The organism is Methanoregula sp., from assembly GCA_026625165.1.
Classification (GTDB): domain Archaea; phylum Halobacteriota; class Methanomicrobia; order Methanomicrobiales; family Methanospirillaceae; genus MVRE01.
This window is the reverse complement of record CP112999.1, coordinates 521,629-543,067: the sequence shown is the minus strand read 5'-3', so window position 1 is coordinate 543,067 and position 21,439 is coordinate 521,629. Positions and strand designations below refer to the sequence as shown.

Genomic DNA, 21,439 nt, shown 5'->3' with positions numbered 1-21,439 from the left:
GCTATAGGATTACTGCTATGTTCATCGGGATCGATCATGGCACGACCGCGATGCGCTTTGCCGGTACATCGGGAGAGTTCAAGATATCGCGGCAACAGGCGACTTCTTTTACGATATCTGACCTTGCAGTCATATGCCCGCCTGACGAGATCGAGGGGATTGCGCTTTCCTATTCAATGGGGGATAATTTTTCAAAGATCACATCCATTGACAGGGTGGCCAACCGGGGGCTTGTCAGCCGGGAGGGGGCAGGCAAGCATATTGGCGGGGGGACCCGCGTATTTGACGAGGTTAAAAAGAGCGGCATTCCCACTGTTGTCATTCCGGGGATCCACCGTGGAACACCCGGTGATCCGCGCTTCAGGGTGTATTCACACCAGGCCAGCCCGGAGAAGATCGGCATTGCGTATGAAGTATGCCACCTGCTCGGGCACAACGTGATCGTGTCCGATGTAAGTTCAAATACGGTTACGCTCCTTATAACAAACGGGAAAATCACCGGGGCTCTCGATGCCTGCATCTTTGCACCCGGTACCCGGCACGGCGCTCTAGATGTCAATGCCATACGACGCGTTGATGCCGGGGAATGCACGGCAAACGAAGCATTCCAGCATGCAGGTGTGGACTTCACCATACCGGTAGAGGAACGGATTCGGACGGTTGCAATGTTCTCCGCAATGGAATGTGCGGCGATGCTCCTGCTGAACCACAAAGCGCGGATCGCCCTTGCGGGCTCCCTTGCGCCGGTTATTGCTCCTGAAATCCGCATGCTGCTAAAAAAGGATATCGCCATTTATGACGAGTGGTGCGCTTCCCGGGGGCTTGCACGGATTGCGCACGACGTTTTTTGTGGGACTCAGGAGATCCTCGGCCTCAGTGTGGATCTGTAGATTTATAATGATTCATCATGTAAGATTACTGGGGATTTTTCTTGAGAGAACTGCGTATCCATGGCAGGGGCGGGCAGGGTTCTGTCACCGCTGCCGAGCTGATTGCCGTCGCCGCGTTCGAAGGCGGGGTCTTTGCACAGGCATTCCCAGCGTTCGGCGTCGAACGTCGCGGGGCGCCGGTGCAGGCATTTGTGCGATTCGATGACAAAAAAATCCGGAAAAGGAGCCAGGTCTATGAACCGGATTACATCATTGTGCAGGACAGCACACTGATCAAGGACGTGAACGTGTTTTTAGGAGTCAAGAAGGGAGGGATCGTGATCGTGAATACCGAGAAGGCTCCCGATTACAGGGTCCCTGACGGCGTGAAGCTGATCACGATCGATGCCACCTCGATCGCTCTCAAGGCGATCGGGCTCCCGATCACCAACACCTCGCTCATGGGTGCATTTGCCGCTGCAAGCGGTGAAATCAAATTTTCAGCACTTGAAAATGCGCTTAACCACCGGTTCCCCAGGGAACTTGCGCTCAAAAATATTGAGGCGGCCAGGATCGCATTTGAGACGGTAAAGGGGGGAAAATAAATGGCGCTTGCAATCGGATGCCGGGCAAAACCGGGAAAAGCCCGGGATAATAAGACCGGTTCGTGGAGGGTTTTCAGACCGATCTTCGACCATGAGAAGTGCACACAATGCGGGATGTGCCAGACTATCTGTCCTGAAGGGTGCATCCATGAGACTGAAGAGGGATTTGTCCAGCCTGATTACGCCTACTGCAAGGGCTGCGGGCTCTGCGCGGAGGAATGCCCCGGGGAAGCGATCACGATGAAACAGGAGGAGAAGTAGATGATGGAAATTACCGAGGGGTCGCATGCGGTGGCAGAAGCGGTCCGGCTCTGCCGACCACAGGTGGTTTCCGCTTACCCGATTACGCCTCAGACCCATATCGTGGAAGCGCTTGCCGATATGGTGGCCAACTGCAAGCTCGATGCCGATTACATCACGGTTGAAAATGAATTGTCGGCGCTCTCCGCATGTGTTGGCGCGAGTGCAGCAGGCTCCCGGGTCTACTCAGCAACAACATCCCAGGGGCTTGCGCTCATGTTCGAGGTCTGCTTCAATGCTGCCGGTATGCGCCTGCCTATCATCATGACAATTGCAAACCGGGCGATGGGTGCGCCTCTGTCGATCTGGAACGACCAGCAGGACTCGATCTCCCTGCGCGACTCAGGCTGGCTCCAGTTCTATGCCGAGGACAACCAGGAAGCGACCGACCTGCACTTCATCGCTTACCGTGTCGCAGAAGACCATTCAGTCCTGCTACCCGCACTCGTCTGCTTTGACGGCTTTATCCTGTCCCATACCTATGAACCCATCGATATGCTCTCTCAGGAAGACGTGGACAAATTCCTCCCGAAGTTTACCCCTTACCAGCGGCTTGATGCCGCCGACCCGATCAGCTTCGGGATGTATGCGACACCGGACTATTATCACGAGTTCCGGTACGAGATCGATAACGCGGCAAAGAGGGCAAAAGATGTAATAAAAAAGGCAGGAAATGAGTTTAAAACCTTGTTTGGCAGGGATTACAGCTCGTTAGTCGAAAGTTACCGGCTCGATGATGCAGAAACGGCGATCGTTGCGATGGGTTCCGTCTGCGGGACAATAAAGGACTCTATCGATGAGATGAGGGAGGAAGGAAAAAAGGTCGGCCTGCTCAGGATCCGCGTCTTCCGCCCGTTCCCTTCTGAAGAGATTGTACAGGCCCTGTCCAGAACAAAGCGTGTGGCTGTACTTGACAAGAACATCTCGCTTGGCGCAAAAGGAGCAGTCGTTCTCGAGATCAGGGATGCCCTCTACGGATCCACGGTCCCGGTAAAAGGCTATGTCCTCGGACTTGGCGGAAGGGATGTGCGTAAAAAAGATATCAAGGAAATAGTTGCGCTTGCTGAAAAGGGTGTTGGCGACCAATTCTATGGGCTGCGTAAGGAGGTGCTGTAATCATGGTCGACAAGTCACTGGAATTATTCGACTGCGGGCACCGGGCCTGCGGGGGATGCGGCGCTGCACTTGCGGCACGTCTCGTCATGAAAGGCGCCGGTACAAATACCATCGTCGTCTCCTCCACCGGGTGCATGGAAGTGTTCTCAACTCCGTACCCCGAAACGGCGTGGAAGGTGCCATGGATCCACTCGCTCTTCGAGAACGCATCAGCGGTCGCTTCCGGTGTCGAAGCATCGTTGAAAAAGCAGGGGAGGAGCGAGAAAGTCGTGATCATAGCGGGTGACGGTGCAACGTTCGATATCGGTATGATCTGCATCAGCGGCGCGTTTGAGCGGGGCCATGACCTCACCTACATCTGCTATGATAACGAAGCGTACATGAACACGGGCATCCAGCGTTCCGGTGCCACGCCCTACGATGCAAGCACAACGACAAGCCCTGCCGGTTCCTGCTCATTTGGGAACAAGCGCCCGAAAAAGGATATGCCGCAGATCATTGCAGCCCATGGGGCTCCTTATGTCGCAACGGCATCGATTGCTTATCCTGCCGACCTGATGCAGAAAGTCGAAAAAGCGATCAACACCAAAGGGCCCTGTTATGTTCAGGTGCACGCCCCTTGCTGTACCGGCTGGGGATTTGAGGGCGAGCAGACGATCGCGGTCGCCAAGCTTGCGATCGAGACCGGGCTCTGGGTGAACTACGAGATGGTCGATGGCAAGGTCACAAAGGCCAAAAAGGTTGTAAAAAAACCAGTCGAGGAATATCTTAAGGCCCAGAAGAGGTTCCGCCACCTTTTCAAACCCAAACGGCAGGACGCCGAGATCGCCGCCATACAGGCGATGGCGGATAAAAATTTCGAGAAATTCGGTCTTGAGATTAAGTTGAAAAAAGAATGATCACCTCCATTTTTTGCAGGTTTTCCCGTGAAGTTATTCCATTAATTTTTTTAAATTAAAGTTTCAATCGCTCATACCATGACAAAAAGCAGTAATGTTATTATTTACAAACGGGGACATTAGTAGGTTATCGGGCTCGTGGTCTAGCGGTATGACGTCGCCCTTACACGGCGGAGGTCGCCGGTTCGAATCCGGCCGGGCCCATAAACCGGGGTTATTAAAAAAAATATTTCTTATTTTACTAAGTTGATGCCGATAAGGCGGATCATGAACGTCAGGTTCTGCCCAGCCAGCATGTGGTTCTGGTCAATTGTCACGGAATCCTGCATGACATTGACAACCTTAACGACATTAACCGAGCTATCTGTCGGATTTCTGACCGAGTAATACATGCCGGTAACAGGTGGCGCGTCGGCCGGAAACAACGACCGGCTTACTGTACTTAAAAGCTCGCTTTGGTACTGACCGTATGCCCTGTCGACAGGTATGTGGACTGTCTTAACCTCACCCTTGTTCATTCCGATGACCGCGTCCTCAAAGCCGGGGATTACCGTGTGTGCACCCAGCGTGAAGGTAAGCGGTGTCTTGTTTAAGTTTGAGTCAAAGACCGTCCCGTTCTCGAGTGTACCGATGTAGAGTACTGAAACGGAATCCCCTGTTTTGGCACCCGTTGGACTGAGAACAAGGAACAAAACAATTGCCAAAACAGCGCAGCAGGCTGCAGCCGCAATCCCGTAGCGGATATAGGTCTGTTTTTTTGCCTCTGTCTTGTCCTTTCCTTTCAGTTTCTCAGATTTCTTCATCCTCATGATCTATGCATTCGTGCAATAAGGCTCTTGCAGTCCGGCGGGGCAGGAACGTGGGGACTGGCACGGGATCTGGTTTTTGCTTTGTTACGATCCCCTGACGGAGTTTGCTCTTGAATTTGCCCATCATATGGATTGATTGGAGTTTTATACCAGGGATTTTCGATAAACGAAGGATTTATTAAAAAAACCGTTTACCCAATTCCGAGTTCTGTTAGTTTTTCCTTTGTCGGCCATCCTTGTTCATCCCAACCCCGTTCCGCATAATATTCCGACAGAAGCGCATCCCGGTGCCATACCTGCCCTTTCGGCGCGCCGTCTTTGAGCGGCTCTGACAGCATTCGTTGTGGGAGGGTATCGTCGTCGCGCCCGAACCCGGCTTTGAGATTGAAGATCTTCTGCAGGTTCCATATCCTTTCACCGACCTGCAGGAATTCCCGCTCGTCCATAGTCCAGCCGGTCAGCGCGGATACCATTGCAGCATACTCAGCTGCACCAATTGCTCTGCCGCCAAACAGGCACATGCCCGATGCGTCAACTGCTGCGGCAAGGTCCTGCATGGTTTTTGTCCAGTGCGCTTTTCCCTGCGTGACAAAGGGATCGAGTTTCACCGGTACTCCAAGTAACTCCGGGTAGAGCATGTTCCCGTATACATGGCATGCACCACGGACAGATGTTGCATATTCGAGTCCCTGCCCCTGCAACCCGCGGGGGTCATATGCGGGAACCTCAAGTTTTTTTGCGCTCATCGAAAGCTCGGGGTGCCCGTACCTGGCGGCAAACCGGAACGATCCATCAGCCAGCTCGTCTCCAATCCCGGCACGGTATGCGATCATGCGAACGAGGTTGACAATTGCATCTTTATCCCCATACCGGACGGTATATGGCAGGTACCCTTTCTCGGACAATTCCATTGCGCATGCGATTGTGACGCCGGTCGATATTGTATCCAGCCCGTAATCGTTGCACAGGTTGTTTGCCCTTATGATCGCACGAAGATCGGAGACTCCGCAGTCCGGCCCGAACGCCCAGATGGTCTCGTATTCCGGGCCGCCGCCGAGTTGCCCGTCAATCTCGCATTCCCTGCCGCAGGCGACAGGACACGAATAGCACCCTTTTTTATTTTTAAGAAACGATCGTGCCAGTTCTTCACCGGACACCTTATCGGAATCAGCAAAGCTGTTCTGCTGGTGGTTGTTGACAGGGAGGAGGTTGTGCTGGTTTATCAGCTGCAGGAGCGCTGCCGTACCGTATTTGTTGAGCCCGCCTGATGTCAGGCCTCCTGTTTTCAGTCGCTCGCGCATAGAAGTTACGACACCCGCAAACCGCGCGGGGTCTGCTGCCATGACCGCACCGGTGCCCTTCACCGCAATCGCCTTGAGCAGTTTTGACCCCATGACCGCACCGGTTCCTCCCCTTGCAGCCGCCCTGCTCCTCTCATTGATGATAGCTGCTATCAGGCATTGATGCTCGCCTGCCGGACCGATGCAGGCAACACGAACCGCAGGGTCGCCCAGCATACCCTGAATTCCTGTTGTGGTGTCACCCGTAGTTTTTCCCCAGAGCGCAGATGCGTCCCGTATTTCTGCGGTCCCGTCATTGATCCACAGGTATACAGGAGTATTTGACTTTCCCCCGATAACGACGACATCAAACCCGGCCCGCTTCATTTCTGTTCCAAAAAAGCCGCCGCTGTTTGCAGTCGACAGGGTGCCGGTCAGCGGGGATTTTGTCACGACATCGTACCTCGAACCCATCGGCATTTTACTGCCCGTCAGAAGTCCTGCGGCAAAGACCAGGATATTTTTGTCAGAAAGCGGGTCAATCAGAGGATCAACGAGGTCCAGCACTATCCTGACCCCTACCCCCCGCCCACCGATATATCTCCGTTTCCACTCTTCGGGAAGACGTTGTACACTGGTTGACCGGTGGGTCAGGTCAACCGACAGAATAAAACCTGCATAACCGTCCATGGATATACCGGAAATATCACTATTGCACGGTATTTATACATTAACAGCCCATTGTCTGATGTTAATTATGGCAGAAGATGTTCAGGTCGCTGACGTTGCAGGAAAAAAAGTCCAGTGGGACCCGGAGCAGATGCGCAAGATCCGGGAGCACCCCTGTTTTTCTGAAAAAGCATGCCACACCTTTGGACGCTGCCATATTCCCGTCGCGCCAAAGTGCAATATCCAGTGCAATTACTGTATCCGGGACTTTGACTGCGTGAACGAGAGCCGCCCCGGAGTTACCACAAAAGTGCTCAGCCCCGATGAGTCCGTCGAGATGGTCAAAAAAGTGATGGCGAAATACAACTACATCAAGGTGATTGGTATCGCAGGACCCGGGGAGCCGCTGGCAAACGACGAGACTTTCGAAACACTCCGCAGGTTGCATGAGGAGTTCCCGAACGTGATCAAGTGCATCAGCACCAATGGCCTGAACCTTCCTGAGAGAATCGACCTGCTACAGAAATACGACGTGGGAAATATCACGGTCACCCTCAACGCCATCGATCCCGAGATCGGGGCAAAGATCTACCAGTTCGTGGACTATAAAGGAAAACGGTACACCGGGATTGAAGCGGCAAAGCTGCTGCTCGCCCAGCAGTTGAAGGGGATCCAGATGGCAGTCGAACGCCACATGATTGTAAAGATTAATACCGTCTACATACCCGGCATCAATGAAGACCATATTCCTGCAATCGCAAAAAAAGTTGGTGAAATGGGTGTATACACATTCAACGTCATCCCGCTCATCGCCCAGTACAAGTTTGCCGACATCACGCCGCCGACTCCCAAGATGAAGATAAAGATGCAGGACGCCTGTTCAAAATATGTCAAACAGATGAGGCACTGCCAGCGGTGCCGTGCCGATGCGATTGGAAAACTGGGATATGACGTGCAATCCTGTGTGTACGCAAAAGACTGAAATTTATTATTCCTGTTTTATTTTGGTGTTTACACTGCCAGTTCGCCGCTCCAGACGGTGACCGCATGCCCGCCGAGTTTTACCCGGTCGCCTTCAACACGCACGCGGACTTCCCCACCCCGCGCTGATGCCTGGTACGCGACCATTTCCGGTTTTTAATGACCTGCTGCCAGAACGGTGCAAGGCAGCAGTGCGCCGAACCGGTCACAGGATCCTCATCGATACCAAGCGCCGGTGCAAAGAAACGGGATACAAAATCATATCCGGGTTTGTGTGCCCGGCTTGTCACGATTATCCCACGTGCCGGGATTTTTGCAAGCATCCTGAAATCCGGCTGAATCGCGCGGACTATATCTTTGGATTCGACCTGGCAAAGATAATCGGACCGGTTCTTTCCCACATATACGGGTTGCACCCCCAGCGCTTCCTCAAGTCCATCGGGAACAAGCATCGGGCGTTCTGGTTCAGCAGGAAAATCAAGCCATATCCAGCTGCCCCTTTCCCCTGCGGTCAGGGTACCGCTTTTTGTCAGGAACTTTATCGCGCAATCCGGGTCGCAGAACCCCTGTTCCCAGAGAGCATGGGCGCTCGTAAGTGTGCCATGCCCGCAGAGATCGACCTCAACGCACGGTGTGAACCAGCGCAGCCGGTACCCCTCATCATGGGAGAAAAGGAATGCAGTTTCTGGAAGGTTCATCTCCCGCGCAACGCGCTGCATCCAGCCAGCATCCTTTCTTTTTTCAAGGATGCATACAGCGGCAGGGTTTCCTGAGAACGGACGATCGGAAAACGCGTCAATACAGGAGATTCTGGCCATGGCAGGGTTCAGTCATGTGGATTTGAGGGGGACGGACTAAAGCGTCAAAAAGGTTATGCCTTGATCCCTGCATTTTTCACAATACGGTTCATCTCGTCCAGAACCGGGTCAAGACTAGGGGGAACAGCGGAATCCTCTGTGGTCACGGTCTTCCCATGGTAGCTGATCGAATACCGGATCAATTCGAGGGAGCCGCGGGGTGCCGGATAATTATTCTGGAGCATTGAGAACTGTGCCTGCATGAACATGTCTGAAATCCTGTTCATGTCTGTACTGTTCAGGACGATCTCTTTGCTCCCGTCTTTTGTCGCAACTACAGCCGCACCATTGTCAAATATTACCAGACGGTCATCAAATCCCGCGATCCCCCCGGTGCGGTAGTAATCCACAAATACCGCGGGTGCTGCCGGGCGTGCTACCGGCGGGGTCTTAACACCCAGACATCCTGCACACGCAAGACTGATGATTATCATGCCAATGAACCAAGCTGCCACCAGATGTCTGATATCCATTCCTCCTGTCGATTTGTGTAATAATCGCGTCAGTGCCATCAGATCTGCAGGACATCCGGCTTTGCGGGCGCTGCTGCCATCCTGCGTTCCGGAAGAACATCCTCAAGCGCTTTTATAAGGTTGTCTACTTTTTCATTGTTGAATGTCGCACGGAATGCTTTGAGCTCCACTGAGTTCATCAGCATTATGCCTTTCTTTTTCATAGGGAGCCCCTGTTCGTTGAGAGGGTTGATATCAATCGCAAGCGACGCCGCACGGTTCTTGGTCTTGGGGAGCCGGATGATGGTGACTCCCTTCACGCTGGTAGGTTTGCGTTCCCAGTCCTGTCCCTCTTCAATGAATGTTTTGAGTTGTTCCGTCAATTCCATAAAAAGAACTTATGATTTATATATTAAAAGACTATTCGTTGCAATATGAAGGTGTCGGGCTCGTGATTGTTCCAAAATCCTGGAAGCGAACGTGATGAAGGCTGCTCAATGAACACTAAATAGGTAAAAATCGATGTGTATAATGAAACAGCCATGCCGGTGATTTCGCTTGCCCACGATGAGCCGTTTTCCCTTGATCTCACCCTTTCCTGCGGGCAGGCGTTCCGGTGGGAACAGCGACCTGATGGGTGGTGGTATGGTGTTGTCGGGAACCGTGTCATCAAAATACGGCAGGGGAAAACGGCCCTGACATATGAGGGCGCACCGCCCCATTTCATCAGGCACTATTTTTCACTTGACACGGACCTGAATGCAATCACATCATCCTTTGACCGGGATCCCTTCATACATGAAGCGATCTCAAATTGCAAGGGCCTTCGCCTCCTGCGCCAGCCAGCATGGGAATGCCTGATCTCCTATATCTGCGCGACCAATTCGAACATCCCGATGATCAAACGGAGGATCGCAAATATTGCACAATCATTTGGTACACCGCTCGAATTTGAGGGAAAGACCTATCACGCCTTCCCCGATCACGCTTCACTTGCATCTGCGTGCGCCCCTGACCTCTCTGAATGCAAACTGGGATACCGGTCGCCTTATGTGTTGGATACCGCATGTGATATCGAAGATGAAAGGGTATGGTACGATTCCATCGCTTCACTCTCTTATGAACCGGCACGTTTGGCTTTGATGAAGCTGCAGGGTGTCGGGCCTAAAGCTGCGGACTGCATCCTTCTCTTTGCGTTCCAGAAATACGAGGCGTTTCCTGTCGATGTCTGGATCCGCCGCATAATGCGGGACAATTATATCAAAACCCTTAGCAATGACTCGTCGCTTACCGGCTGGGAATATGACACGATCCGCAGGTTTGCACAGAAGCATTTTGGAAAATACTGCGGCTATGCACAGGAATATCTCTATGCCGCACGGGATAGCTGACGAGAAATTTCCCTTTTATTAAAATGGGAATGCAAGACAGAGCCTTTCAGGTACGTTCGATAATAAAAATCCGTCCTTTTTCATGCCAAATGTATTATTGAAAAAATGACTATGTTCCAATATCCCAGCTGCAAAGATAGTTTTTCTGCTCACTGCTCATCTCATCGATGGTAAGCCCCAGGGACGAGAGTTTGAGGCGCGCAACCTGCTCGTCAATCTCCTGCGGGACTTCATAAACACCGCCGGAAAGGTCCCTGCCGTTTTCTGCGATATACCTGGCGCACAGAGCCTGTAGTGCGAAACTCAGGTCCATCACTTCTACAGGATGTCCCATGCCCTTGGGCGTGGCAAGGTTCACGAGCCTTCCCTCGGCAAGGACATGGATGGCCCTGCCTTTGAATACAAACGACTCGATACCGTCGCGCTGTATGACCTTATCAGCATTCCTTACAAGCCAGCCCATATCGATTTCCACGTTAAAGTGCCCGGCATTGGAGAGAATTGCGCCGTCTTTTAATTTTTTGAAATGAGGGGCGGCGATCACGCTGGTGTTCCCGGTTGTCGTGATGAAAATGTCACCCATCTCCGCGGCTTTGTCCATGGGCATTATAAGGAAACCATCCATGTGAGCTTCAAGTGCCCGCCGCGGGTCAACTTCGGTCACAATGACTTTTGCCCCAAGCCCGTGCGCCTTGCGAGCAAGCCCCCGCCCGCAGTAGCCGTAGCCGGCGACAACCACGTATTTCCCGGCGATCAGCGTGTTGGTCGTGATCATGATAGACGAGAGTGCGCTCTCCCCGGTGCCGTGCACGTTGTCAAAGAACCGTTTCATGGGGGTATCATTGACCGCGATGACAGGAAACTCAAGCTTGCTCTCTGCTGCCATCGCCCTGAGCCGGTGGATACCGGTGGTCGTCTCTTCGCATCCTCCGATAATATTTTTCAGAAGGTCGCGGCGTTTTGTATGCAGGTAATGGATCAGGTCCATCCCGTCGTCGACCGTGATCGTCGGCGACGCGTCCAGCACTTTGTCAATTGCGGCATAATATTCCTCAACCGAACACGCACGCTTCGCGTAACAGTGCACTCCCCTGACATGGTTGAGCGCCCCTGCGACATCGTCCTGCGTTGAGAGCGGGTTGCAGCCGGTGATATGCACCTCAGCGCCGCCTGCTGCAAGCGTGGAGACAAGATTTGCCGTCTTTGCTTCCACGTGGAGTGCCATCCCTACGGTCATGCCGGCAAAGGGTTTCTTTTTGACAAACTGTTTTTTGATGGCGGCAAGCACCGGCATGAACTGCGCCGCCCATTCTATCTTCAATGCACCTGAACTCATATCAGCACCGCGAAAGGATCGGGAACAAAACCTGTCCCAACAGTATCGTACCATATCAATGAGCACTCCAACGGACATAAAACTCGCCATGCATAAAAAACAGGGAAAATTAGAATTACCCGGCAGTCCCAGACTGATACCAGATGGGGCTTACACGGCGGATCATACCCTGCCTTGACTTAAAAGACGGCAGGGTGGTGAAAGGCACGCATTTTCTCGAGCTTCGCGATGCCGGCGACCCGGTGGAACTGGCCGAGCGTTACAATGAACAGGGCGCCGATGAAGTGGTCTTCCTTGATATCACTGCTTCCAAGGAAAAGCGCGGTACGATCGTCGAAGTGGTTAAACGGGCCGCAGACCAGCTCTTTTTACCTCTTACAGTCGGGGGAGGTATCCGGACGCTTGAAGATATCCAGCAGATCCTGCGGGCCGGTGCCGACAAAGTGAGTGTCAACACGAGCGCTGTCCACGACCCCGGCCTGATCACAAAAGGCGCGGAATCGTTTGGCACCCAGTGCATGGTTGTCGCGATGGATGTGCGCCGCAACTTCACGCCAAACCCGGAAGGGACGCCTGTTGCGCTCCCCAACGGCGGGACATGCTGGTATGAGGTCGTGATCTACGGGGGTAGCAGACCGACCGGTATCGATGCGATCAGCTGGGCAAAAGAGGCAGAGGCACGGGGGGCAGGAGAGATCCTCCTCACGAGCATGGAAACAGACGGGACAAAAAAGGGCTTTGACATTGCAGTCACTGCAGCAGTATCAGAGTCTGCCGGTATCCCTGTAATCGCGAGCGGGGGCGTAGGCACACTCGACCATTTCTACGAAGGATTTACCGCTGGAAAAGCTGACGCCTGCCTTGCGGCAAGCGTCTTTCACTACGGTGAGTTCACGGTTCACGATGTCAAGGACTATCTTGCTGCGCGGGGTATCCCGGTACGGCTTTAAGGTCAAGTTCGAAAGCTGCAACAGGCTGCTCCAGCTCAAAAGCATTCAGGACGGCGGGATGAATCTCGCCAAATGAACCGATACTCCGGTCGTCTGCATACAGTTCAGCGCGGCGCCCATCGATAAAGGCTTCATCGACTGATTCCCTGACAGTATACGTAATCCCGAGTTCGCGGCAGATAACATCCGCGCAGGCATAGGCTTCGGAGAAGTCAGCGTCCGAATATGTACTGACCGCGGCAGCCCGTGGGTACGTAACACAAGATTCGACAACATCGCCGACTGTAAAGAGCCGCTGGGGAAGTTCCCGGTGCCGGTTCAGTGCCAGCATCTCAAGGAGCAATGGGACAAGGTTCGTCCGGACAACGGTGTTCTCCGTGCTGATCGGGTGCAGGACATGCAGGACGCCGGCATGTTCCTGCCTGCGCATCCGCGCAAAGAGAATTTCCTCGTTAGTCAGGGTGAAAGGCATCACTTCGAGATATCCCATCCCGCAGAAGATCTCGCGGGCGAGCCCTGCGAGGACCGGGATGGGATGGGGTTTTCCCACCATGAAGGTCGCCGGTGGCTGTGCCGGGATATTCTCGTACCCGTAAGCGATCGCGACGTCCTCAAAGATATCCCAGTCGTGCATGATATCTCCCCGGTAGCACGGTACGCTGACGAGGAGCTTTTCCTTGCCCTCCGGGACGGCGCCAAACCGCATGCGCTCGAGCAGTGCGGCCATTTCAGGTGCGGGAAGCCGAAGCCCGAGGAGGTTATTGCAGGCTGTAACACTGATGGTGCGAACCGCGGGGGAGAGGTCTGGGCAGGGTTGCCCGTCGATCACCACGGACTCAAGAGAGCCCCCGGCCTCGGCAAGCGCTGTACAAATGATAGAAACCGCCCGGATGACAGCCCGGCGGTCAGTACCGGTCGTGTCGAGAAGGATATCCCGCGTTGCGGTGGTAACCCGAGTGAGCTCGCCGTTGATGATAGGGGGGAAGGAAAGGACCTGGTCCTTCGCATCGAGGATAAGTGGGAAGCGGGGGAGATTGTTGACAAGATGGGCAAAATCTCTGCCTTTCGGGTGCTTCTCCAGCATCTCCTCCATTGTCATCGGTTCGGTATAATCGAGCGGGATAAAGCTGAATTTCCGGTCAGCCGCAATATACCGGAACGGAGCCTGCACTTTTGTAAGGTCGTGGATACCGATTGCGACCTTTGACCTTCCGCGCCCAACAGCCCAGTGGAGCGCTTCCTGAAGCGCCATAATGCTCAGAATCGACTCATCATCGAACGAGAGGTTCCGGATAACTGCTGCCCCAAGGACAGGGCGGATGTTGGCAAGACCGGGATCCACGGTGAATGATATGCCTGACTGCCTTATCGGGTAGACCGGCAGGCCGGTCTCGATCGAGAGGAAGCCACGCATAGCCCGCGCTACCCCTTCCGGTGAGAAGAGATCGGGACGGTCGGGGAAGAACTCAACATCAGCATGGTCTTCTTCGGTCCTCTCGATGTCAGACCCGATCAGGGCGATCCTTGCAAGGATCGTCTTCCGGTCGGTTCGGGTAAGCCGCTCAAGGTAGCGGTACGGAAGCGAGATGACCGCCATTACCGGTCGCCTCCGGTACGGTTCAGGGCGGGGGTATCCCTAAGGAACGCGATGTCGCTCCTGTGCAGATATCTCAGGTCTTTGAGACCGAGGCGGAGCATGGCGATCCGGCTTACGCCAAGACCCCATGCAAGGACCGGGTAACGGATATCAAAGGGAGCGGTGACCTCCTCGCGGAAGATCCCAGCCCCGCCCATCTCGATCCAGCCGATACCCTCGACATATACCTCCGCATCAAGGCTCGGTTCCGTATATGGGTAGTAGGAAGGCTTGAACCTCACACTCATGAATCCCATCCGGTGGTAAAACTCGCGGAGGATCCCCAGCAGATTGCCGAAATGGACGCCCTCGTCCATGACGATCCCCTCGAGCTGCTCGAACTCGGCAAGGTGGGTGGGATCCACAGTCTCCCTCCGGTACACCCGCCCGATGCAGAATGCCTTCACAGGAGGTGTCGGGTTCTTTGCAAGGTACTGTATAGAGATGCTTGTAGTATGGGTGCGGAGCACGCACTGCTCTGCCTTATCCTCACGCCAGGTGCCTCCCCAGCCGCTCGATGAGGTTTCCCCTCCGGAGAGGTGCATCTCTTTCACCCGCTCGTAACCCTTGGGGAGCGGACGGGTTTCGCCAAGATAGAATGTGTCCTGCATCTCGCGGGCCGGGTGATCCTGCGGCTGGAAGAGGGCATCGAAGTTCCAATAGGACTGCTGGACGATCCCGCCATACAGCTCGGTGAATCCCATCTCAAGCAGGATCTCCCGCATCTCTGAGATGATCCGCTGGTAGGGATGAATCTTACCAGGGTATGTCTTCTTCGGGAGCTTTGTCACGTCATATCGGCGCAGGTTGAGATCCTTCCATCCCCCCGAGATAATCTGGTCGCGGGTGAGCGTCCCGACTTCTTCCCGCAGGTCGAGGCCTGCATTTACCAACAAGGTGCCTTCTCTGGTTATAGAGATGATGTTGCGGATTGTTTCGCATTCCTTAAGAAGCCCGCGTTTCACCAGTTCCTGCGTATGTGGTTCTCCAGCCCGAGGATTTTTCAGTGCCGCTTCATCATTAAAGGTTGACGCGCCAGCATTTTTTGTAATAGAACCCTTCGTCACCGTGATAAGTCCTTTCTTCCTAAGCTGCCCAAAGCCGATCCTGAACGCGGCATGTTTCTGGAGATCGGCAAGCGTAGTGCCATCGCCAATCACGTTCAGGATCTGCGTCTCGGGAAGACCTTTTTCCAGATACTGTTTACCTTCCTCAGTGTACTCCAGTGTCCGGGTAACCCCCCTCATGACATCCGTGATGCCACGATCCTTTCCAAGGAGTGCCCACTGCACAACAGCTTCCGGCGTCGCATTGAGCTGTGCAGCAAGAGCCTGCACATCGACGGATTTTTCTTCTGCAAGAGCCCCAAGCAGCCTTTTTTCATTCTGCGTCAGTTCCACACGTCTCACGCCCCGATCTTTTCTGCAGCAACATCCATCTTCGCACGGAAATCCTTTAAAAATGCTATAACCCGCTCCGCTGTCTCCTTCTTGCACTGGCCGCAGGTAATATCGCCCTGCATGCATTTCTGCCGTACCTTCAATAGTTCGGAATCATCGGTTATCATATGGAAGAGGTTGAGGAGATACAGCGAGCACTTGTCCGGCTCCCCCCCGAGTCGTTTCTGCTCTTCTAATGTCATCCTCCCGCCGGTGATCCCGCTCATGACCTTCTTTTTTACGGTTGCCTCTGTTTCAAAAAACCCGATGATGCTGTCGGGGATGCTGCTTGACATCTTTCCTCCATTAAGCCCCGGCATGAAGATGTGATAGGTTGATGACGGAGTGAAGAACCCGTATCCCCCATGTGCACACTCGATCTCACGCACCTTCCGGCTCACGTCGGCACATCCCATTCCCCGGATATCCACGTGCCCCTCGTATTTTTTCGAGCCTGCAAATGCCTTGTGCACTGCAGCGAGCGGCGCATCAGGCGCGTTTTTGGATCGTACGCTGATGTAACCGTCCCGTTCCTCAACGGTAAACATCCGCATCTTGTGGGCGACCCCCCTTGTCAGCCGGATATGTGGATCCTGATCGATACCAACAGGCACAAGCGTCGGGGCCGGTGCGCGGTCGATCTGTGGATAGAGGATATCCGCGACCTGCGTGATGACACTCTCTGCGTGGGCAAGGTCGGTTTCCGGCGAAAATCCATAGATTGCGGAGAGTTCCGAGAAGTTGACTTTTGTGGCCGCTTCAAAGGCAAGGTCTTTGAGCCGTTCGTTTTTGCTCTGGTAGTAGGTCGTCCCTTCAAAGCCGAGCGCGTACAGGCAAGAGAGGTATTCCTTCCCGAACTCGCCGCACTTCTCCCACGAGGTCCCGCGGACAGCATGCGCCTCGCGGTCAGCGACCGTCACGTACCCGTTGCCCCCCTGCTGGACATGCCAGACAACCTCCTTCATCACCATCAGGTGGCCGAGATGGGGGTGTCCGCTCGGCATAAAACCGGTCAGGATATGAAACGGGGCCCTGTATTTTATGGCAGAAGCGATCTGCCCGTAATCACGGTGTCCGACGACGATACCCCGGCGCATGAAGTACGGGATTTCAGGCAGGTCAGCTAGTGCGGGAGCAATGGGTTCGATGCCAAACTCGGAGAAGAGTTTATCGATATCGACGGCCTGGTTGTTCGACCAGGGATTGATCTCGTGTGCCATGAAGAGCGCTCACAGTTTGATTCTGGCGAATTCGACGTACTGAATGCCGCTTGTATATACACAGCCAAACAACATCTTCTTTTTGACGCTGTGGGCAAGCCGCACCGACCGTGATATGGTACTCATGGGAAGACCGGCACCGGTCTGCACCGCGTGGACGAGCATCTCAGAATGCACCCTAGCCCCGGAATAGACCCGGAAATGGTGCCCGAACTTGTACCCTGTTTTTGGGACATACCCCTTTTTACGCAGGTCAGTATAGACCGTTGCCTTGTACGCAAATTCGGGGTCGCTTTCGCATGCCCGTAAAAAGATGTTGTCTGCAGTTACCTGCAGTCCGTTTGCAGTCACCGACAGCACACCCTCCCCTGCAAGGTACAATGCCTCAAGTTGAGAGAACATGACACGTGAATCGTCAAGACGGCTCCCAAACCATGCCTGTTCAAATGCAGATCCGGGGGGAATTTTTACCATAATGGATTTGCCCGCAGGCACTCCGGTAACCAGGGGGTATATGGCAGGAGGGGATACTTCAGGAAGGTTCTGGATCTTGATTTCATAATATGTCAATTCGTCCTCATCATCAACGACTGCGAGCACATACTGCTTGCGCATGTTGTTGGCAGTGGTCACTTCGCGGATTAGCTCGGTAAAAAGAATAGGGTCGCGTTCAGAGACAACACGCACGAGATAGATTGACTCTCCTTTTCCGGGCCGCTGTCCCCGTTTAAAGATACGGAAGTCATGAGGCCCTGTCTGGACTGCATATCCGCGCTCCCTTATGTCGCGGTATACAAGATAACTGCGCAGGACATTTGCCTGTTGTGCAAACACGCCAAGAAGCCTGTCAAAATCATACCCGTCGACCTCGATCTTTTGCCGGTGGAGGAGATACAAGGCTTCATGCGGGGCAAACCGCACACCGTCTTTTTCCCTTCGCCCGAACCCCCCCTGCTCGTAAAGCACCTGCCCGTCCCGCCCGCAACGCACCGAGATACCGTCAAATACTGCTTTCACTGCTCAGGGTATTTGTTACTGCTCGGTATTAAGAAAAGTGGGGGCTCGGAAGTTACCAAACGGCATCTTTTGTACCGGGATTATGATTAATCGCCAGTGGTGCGGAATGCGCCCTGCGGGACGATGATCTCGAAACGTGCGCCTTTACCGGGGAACCCGGTCTCCATGATGGCCATCCCAGTGATGGCGAGAATCTCCCGGGCTAAAAAGAGCCCCAGCCCGGTATGTTTGCCAAATCCCTTGTTGAAGATCTGGTTTTTATCCTTTGCCGGGATCCCTACACCATCGTCTTCCACAACCCAGACCATCTCCTCACCCTCCAGTCGGTACGAGGCACGAATCATGGTGATACGTTCCCCGTACCGCAGCGCGTTGTCGAGAAGATTATACACCACCCGCTCGAGAAGCGGATCGGCAAATATAACAAGGCCCGAAAGGTCGGTGTGCACCTCGACCTTCCCAAGGTCAAGCTGTGAGATGGCCTTGGCAAACAAAACTTCTAGTTCCTGCCATTCCGGAGCGCGGACACCCAGGTCCTGGTAATCCCGGGTGAACTGGATCTGGTCCTGGATCACCTGAATTGTGTCATCGATCTTTTTGATAAAATCCTCGAGTTTATCCCTGTCACGCACCATCTTAGAAAGTTCGAGATACCCGAGTACGATGGTCAGTTTGTTAAGGATATCGTGCCGGGTGACACTGGAAAGCAGGTTGAGTTTCTGGTTCGCCAGCATGAGTGCTTTTTCAGAGCGCTTGCGGTCGCTGATGTCACGGATAAACGAGCAGACAAAGATTGTCCCGGCATATTCGAAATAGTCGCTGGTCACTTCAACAAGCAAACGCTCACCGCCTTTTTTTGTATAAGCGGTCTCAAAGGGAAGGGAGTCGGATGCCACCTTTGAACTGAGATAATCATTCCACCGTGCCGTGGAAACGGAACTGTCGATATCAAAAATGGAGATTTGTGCAATCTCTTCTGATGCATAACCGAGCATCAAGCATGTGGCGGCATTCGCGTACACCACCTTTCCATTCCCGTCAAACCATAAGATTCCCTCAGCCGCATGCTCTACAGCAAACTGGGTGATGCGTGCCCGGTTTTCACTTTTGCGAAGATCCTTCTCTGCAAGGCGCCGCCGCGCTTTTTCAAGCACAATGACGGTGAAGTCGGCAAGCGATGCAGCAAAATCCTGCTCCTCCACAACCCATGTACGGGGCTGCCCCAGGTGTTCAAGACAGATCACACCGACAACATGCCGTCCTGACCGGATCGGCACATTAAGCACTGAATTGATCCCTGAAGGTTCGAGATAATTTTTTGTGAGTTCCGAGGTATTCTCATCGGTCTGCGCATCCGCGGCAACAATAGTACGATTACCCTGCAAGGCAGCGAAGTACCGGGGAAAATCTCTTTCCAGGAATGTCTGGCCGGCACTATGGTGATCCCGGCTGGCAATGTACAGGTCATTGCATACCAGCTGGCTGCCATCCGATGAGAAAAACCAGACGCTTGCCCTATCAGTATGCAATGCATCGGCACCCGTACGGGTGATGTTATTCATTGCATCCCGCAGGGTTGGTGCATCCATGGTGGCTAGGTTCACGAGGGCCTTCTGGAACTCGATCGAACGTTCCGCCCGGTTCTTCTGTATTTCTTCTGCCTGCTTTGCTTCGGTGGCGTACCGGTAATTATCCTGCAGGACTGCATTTGAGGAACTGAGCTGCTCATATGCGGTCTGCAGTTCATCGCTCTTTTTGAGGTTTTCCTGCTCTGCAAGCTTCCACGCAGTGATATTCTCATAAGTGCCAAGGACGCCACGGATAATCCCTTTTGTATCTTTCAGGGGGATCTTGCTGGTGAGGAGCCAGATCTGTTTTCCGTCCCGGGTCGTCTGGGATTCTTCATAATTGAGTTTTGGGATGCCACTTTCAATCACGGCACGGTCGTCAGCCCGGTATTGTTCTGCCTGCTCCTTCCACCCCATATCATAGTCAGATTTCCCCACAACGCCTTCAACGGAGTCAAAACCCGAATCCCGGGCAAACTGCTGGTTGCATCCAAGGTAGTTCAGGCTCGTATCCTTCCAGAACACACAGACGGGAATGGTGTCCAGCACCGATTGCAGCATCTGCTGTGAATCAGCAAGAGCCTGCCGGCTGTATGTCAGGTCGTCGATATTTCCCCGGAGCTTCTCCTGCACCGCGGCCAGTTGTTCATATGCAGTGGAGATTTCATCTGATTTAACCTTGAGTTCGGTCTCCACCTGGCTGCGGTCGGTCAGATCTATAAGGGAGGCAATGCTCTTTTTTGTACCTGGGATCATGTCGATGTTGAGAAGGATGGTACGTACATCGCCCGTTTTTGATATCAGCCGGAATTCATAGTGCCGGAGCGCACTTTTTGGGTCCTCCCGCCGGAGCTTGTGCTGAGCAAGCATCCGGTCAAGATCATCCTGTACCACAAATTCGGTCCAGGATTTCTTTTTCTCGATATCCTCCTGCGAATAGCCGGTCAGCCGTAAAAATTCCGTATTTGCGAGGCTGACCGTGGTGTCCTCTTCAATGATGACCATTGCAGTGCCGGTATTTTCAAACATTGCACGGTACCGGCTTTCGCTCTCTTTTAATGCCTGTTCGGCCCGCATGCGCTCGGTGATATCGTAGAGCACCACCTGAATCCCGTAAAATGTCCCGTTTTCAAGGATAGGGATCCCCTGCCCTTCCAGAACCGCAAAATCCCCGTCTTTTTTCCGCACGGAGAACGAGATTTTTTCTGTCGGAACTCCCTCGCGGTTTTTTGAGAAGTTGCGTTGTATTTTCGCAACGTCTTCCTTTGGCATCACCTGCTCATCAAAAGTATAGCCAATTACATCCTGAGGGAGGTACCCGAGAATTGCATGTACTGAGGGGGATACATAGGTCACCACCCCGTGTTCATTGAGTATCATGACCAGATCGGAACTTCGCTCTGCAATCCCCCGGAACCGCTGCTCGCTCTCCTGAAGCGCGGCCTCTGCCTTCCGCCGCCGCACTGCCTGTTTTACCTTGTGCTCCAGCTCGACAAACTGCGAGGTGGGATCACCTCCTTTCTGGAGATAGAAATCCGCTCCGTTGTTGATCGCTTCGATGACCACCTCCTCCCTGCCCTTGCCGGTAAACAGGATGAACGGCAGGTCGGGGTTGCGGGACCGTATCTCCTTTAACAGTGCAATCCCGTCCATCTCCGGCATCTGGTAATCAGAAACGATGGCATCGAACGGTTTTGTTTTGATCAGTTCGAGCGCACTGATGGCAGATGGGGTCACATCGACAGCAAGATCTCCTGACCGCTGAAGAAACCGCCGGGATATGTCAAGGAGCGCTGGTTCATCATCTATGTAAAGCACCGATATCATGCAGGGGTTCCGTCCACCACAAACAGCAATGCGCCGGTGAGGATGTATGTGAAATATAATCGGATAAAGAGCCCATAAATGTACGCTTTTATTATAAATCACCAGAATATGGGATAATATCGGGTTTCGTGTGCCTGATATTCTACTCATAATGTATTGCGATGCGCAGTAAATTTTTTTATTAGAAATTATTAAGGAAAAAAGATAAGATTTCAGGG

Annotated in this window: 19 protein-coding genes and 1 tRNA gene; 9 read left to right on the top strand and 11 right to left on the bottom strand. The window is 53.5% G+C overall.

Annotation, left to right across the window (positions count from 1 at the left end; translation table 11 throughout):
* The first annotated feature begins 17 nt into the window (after positions 1–17).
* From OS112_02995 to OS112_02970, 6 genes are all read left to right on the top strand, one after another.
* Positions 18–890, top strand: coding sequence for a methanogenesis marker 12 protein (locus OS112_02995; protein WAC05610.1), 873 nt, complete (start codon positions 18–20; stop codon positions 888–890).
* Between the two features lie 41 nt (positions 891–931).
* Positions 932–1,474 carry a pyruvate ferredoxin oxidoreductase subunit gamma gene (locus tag OS112_02990; protein ID WAC05609.1) on the top strand — a complete coding sequence of 181 codons (543 nt, stop codon included), beginning with the start codon at positions 932–934 and terminating at the stop codon, positions 1,472–1,474.
* Complete coding sequence (locus tag OS112_02985; GenBank protein ID WAC05608.1) at positions 1,475–1,735, top strand: 4Fe-4S binding protein; 261 nt, start codon at positions 1,475–1,477, stop codon at positions 1,733–1,735. It begins immediately after the preceding gene.
* A complete protein-coding gene (gene porA, locus OS112_02980; GenBank protein WAC05607.1) occupies positions 1,736–2,890 on the top strand; it encodes a pyruvate synthase subunit PorA in 1,155 nt (384 codons plus the stop codon).
* 2 nt (positions 2,891–2,892) lie between these two features.
* Positions 2,893–3,789, top strand: coding sequence for a pyruvate synthase subunit PorB (gene porB / locus OS112_02975; protein WAC05606.1), 897 nt, complete (start codon positions 2,893–2,895; stop codon positions 3,787–3,789).
* A gap of 132 nt (positions 3,790–3,921) precedes the next feature.
* A tRNA-Val gene (locus OS112_02970) sits at positions 3,922–3,993 on the top strand.
* Positions 3,994–4,022: 29 nt separating this feature from the next.
* Here OS112_02970 and OS112_02965 read toward each other — a convergent pair.
* Positions 4,023–4,592, bottom strand: coding sequence for an FKBP-type peptidyl-prolyl cis-trans isomerase (locus OS112_02965; GenBank protein ID WAC05605.1), 570 nt, complete (start codon positions 4,590–4,592; stop codon positions 4,023–4,025).
* 197 nt (positions 4,593–4,789) lie between these two features.
* Positions 4,790–6,568 carry an aldehyde ferredoxin oxidoreductase family protein gene (locus OS112_02960; protein ID WAC05604.1) on the bottom strand — a complete coding sequence of 593 codons (1,779 nt, stop codon included), beginning with the start codon at positions 6,566–6,568 and terminating at the stop codon, positions 4,790–4,792.
* A 67-nt stretch (positions 6,569–6,635) separates the two neighbouring features.
* Here OS112_02960 and nifB point away from each other — a divergent pair, with 67 nt between their 5' ends.
* Positions 6,636–7,529 carry a nitrogenase cofactor biosynthesis protein NifB gene (nifB, locus tag OS112_02955; protein WAC05603.1) on the top strand — a complete coding sequence of 298 codons (894 nt, stop codon included), beginning with the start codon at positions 6,636–6,638 and terminating at the stop codon, positions 7,527–7,529.
* 79 nt (positions 7,530–7,608) lie between these two features.
* Here nifB and OS112_02950 read toward each other — a convergent pair whose 3' ends face one another.
* The 3 genes from OS112_02950 to OS112_02940 are packed head-to-tail and all read right to left on the bottom strand — an operon-like array spanning position 7,609 to position 9,226.
* Positions 7,609–8,346 (bottom strand): PhzF family phenazine biosynthesis protein, encoded by a 738-nt coding sequence (locus tag OS112_02950; protein WAC05602.1) that lies wholly within the window; start codon positions 8,344–8,346, stop codon positions 7,609–7,611.
* 53 nt (positions 8,347–8,399) lie between these two features.
* Positions 8,400–8,858: a hypothetical protein gene (locus OS112_02945; GenBank protein WAC05601.1), complete on the bottom strand. Its 459-nt coding sequence runs from the start codon at positions 8,856–8,858 to the stop codon at positions 8,400–8,402.
* A 38-nt stretch (positions 8,859–8,896) separates the two neighbouring features.
* Positions 8,897–9,226 (bottom strand): hypothetical protein, encoded by a 330-nt coding sequence (locus OS112_02940; GenBank protein ID WAC05600.1) that lies wholly within the window; start codon positions 9,224–9,226, stop codon positions 8,897–8,899.
* A gap of 153 nt (positions 9,227–9,379) precedes the next feature.
* On the opposite strand from OS112_02940, the gene OS112_02935 reads away from it, so the two are divergent.
* Complete coding sequence (locus OS112_02935; protein WAC05599.1) at positions 9,380–10,228, top strand: DNA glycosylase; 849 nt, start codon at positions 9,380–9,382, stop codon at positions 10,226–10,228.
* Between the two features lie 109 nt (positions 10,229–10,337).
* Here OS112_02935 and OS112_02930 read toward each other — a convergent pair whose 3' ends face one another.
* On the bottom strand, positions 10,338–11,564 hold the full coding sequence (locus OS112_02930) for an adenosylhomocysteinase (GenBank protein ID WAC05598.1): 1,227 nt from the start codon (positions 11,562–11,564) through the stop codon (positions 10,338–10,340).
* A gap of 143 nt (positions 11,565–11,707) precedes the next feature.
* On the opposite strand from OS112_02930, the gene hisF reads away from it, so the two are divergent.
* On the top strand, positions 11,708–12,514 hold the full coding sequence (gene hisF, locus OS112_02925) for an imidazole glycerol phosphate synthase subunit HisF (protein WAC05597.1): 807 nt from the start codon (positions 11,708–11,710) through the stop codon (positions 12,512–12,514).
* Here hisF and pheT read toward each other — a convergent pair.
* The 5 genes from pheT to OS112_02900 form a co-directional block, all read right to left on the bottom strand.
* The gene (gene pheT / locus OS112_02920) at positions 12,471–14,111 is read right to left on the bottom strand and encodes a phenylalanine--tRNA ligase subunit beta (GenBank protein ID WAC05596.1); all 1,641 of its coding nucleotides are present in this window, start codon (positions 14,109–14,111) and stop codon (positions 12,471–12,473) included. The genes hisF and pheT overlap by 44 nt on opposite strands.
* Entirely contained in the window at positions 14,111–15,550 is a 1,440-nt protein-coding gene (locus OS112_02915; GenBank protein WAC05595.1) for a phenylalanine--tRNA ligase subunit alpha, read from the bottom strand. Before OS112_02915 ends, pheT begins: the two co-directional genes overlap by 1 nt.
* A gap of 5 nt (positions 15,551–15,555) precedes the next feature.
* On the bottom strand, positions 15,556–16,809 hold the full coding sequence (locus tag OS112_02910) for a tryptophan--tRNA ligase (protein ID WAC05594.1): 1,254 nt from the start codon (positions 16,807–16,809) through the stop codon (positions 15,556–15,558).
* Between the two features lie 9 nt (positions 16,810–16,818).
* Complete coding sequence (gene endA, locus OS112_02905) at positions 16,819–17,826, bottom strand: tRNA-intron lyase (protein ID WAC05593.1); 1,008 nt, start codon at positions 17,824–17,826, stop codon at positions 16,819–16,821.
* An 86-nt stretch (positions 17,827–17,912) separates the two neighbouring features.
* Positions 17,913–21,221 carry a PAS domain S-box protein gene (locus tag OS112_02900; protein WAC05592.1) on the bottom strand — a complete coding sequence of 1,103 codons (3,309 nt, stop codon included), beginning with the start codon at positions 21,219–21,221 and terminating at the stop codon, positions 17,913–17,915.
* Positions 21,222–21,439 lie beyond the last annotated feature (218 nt).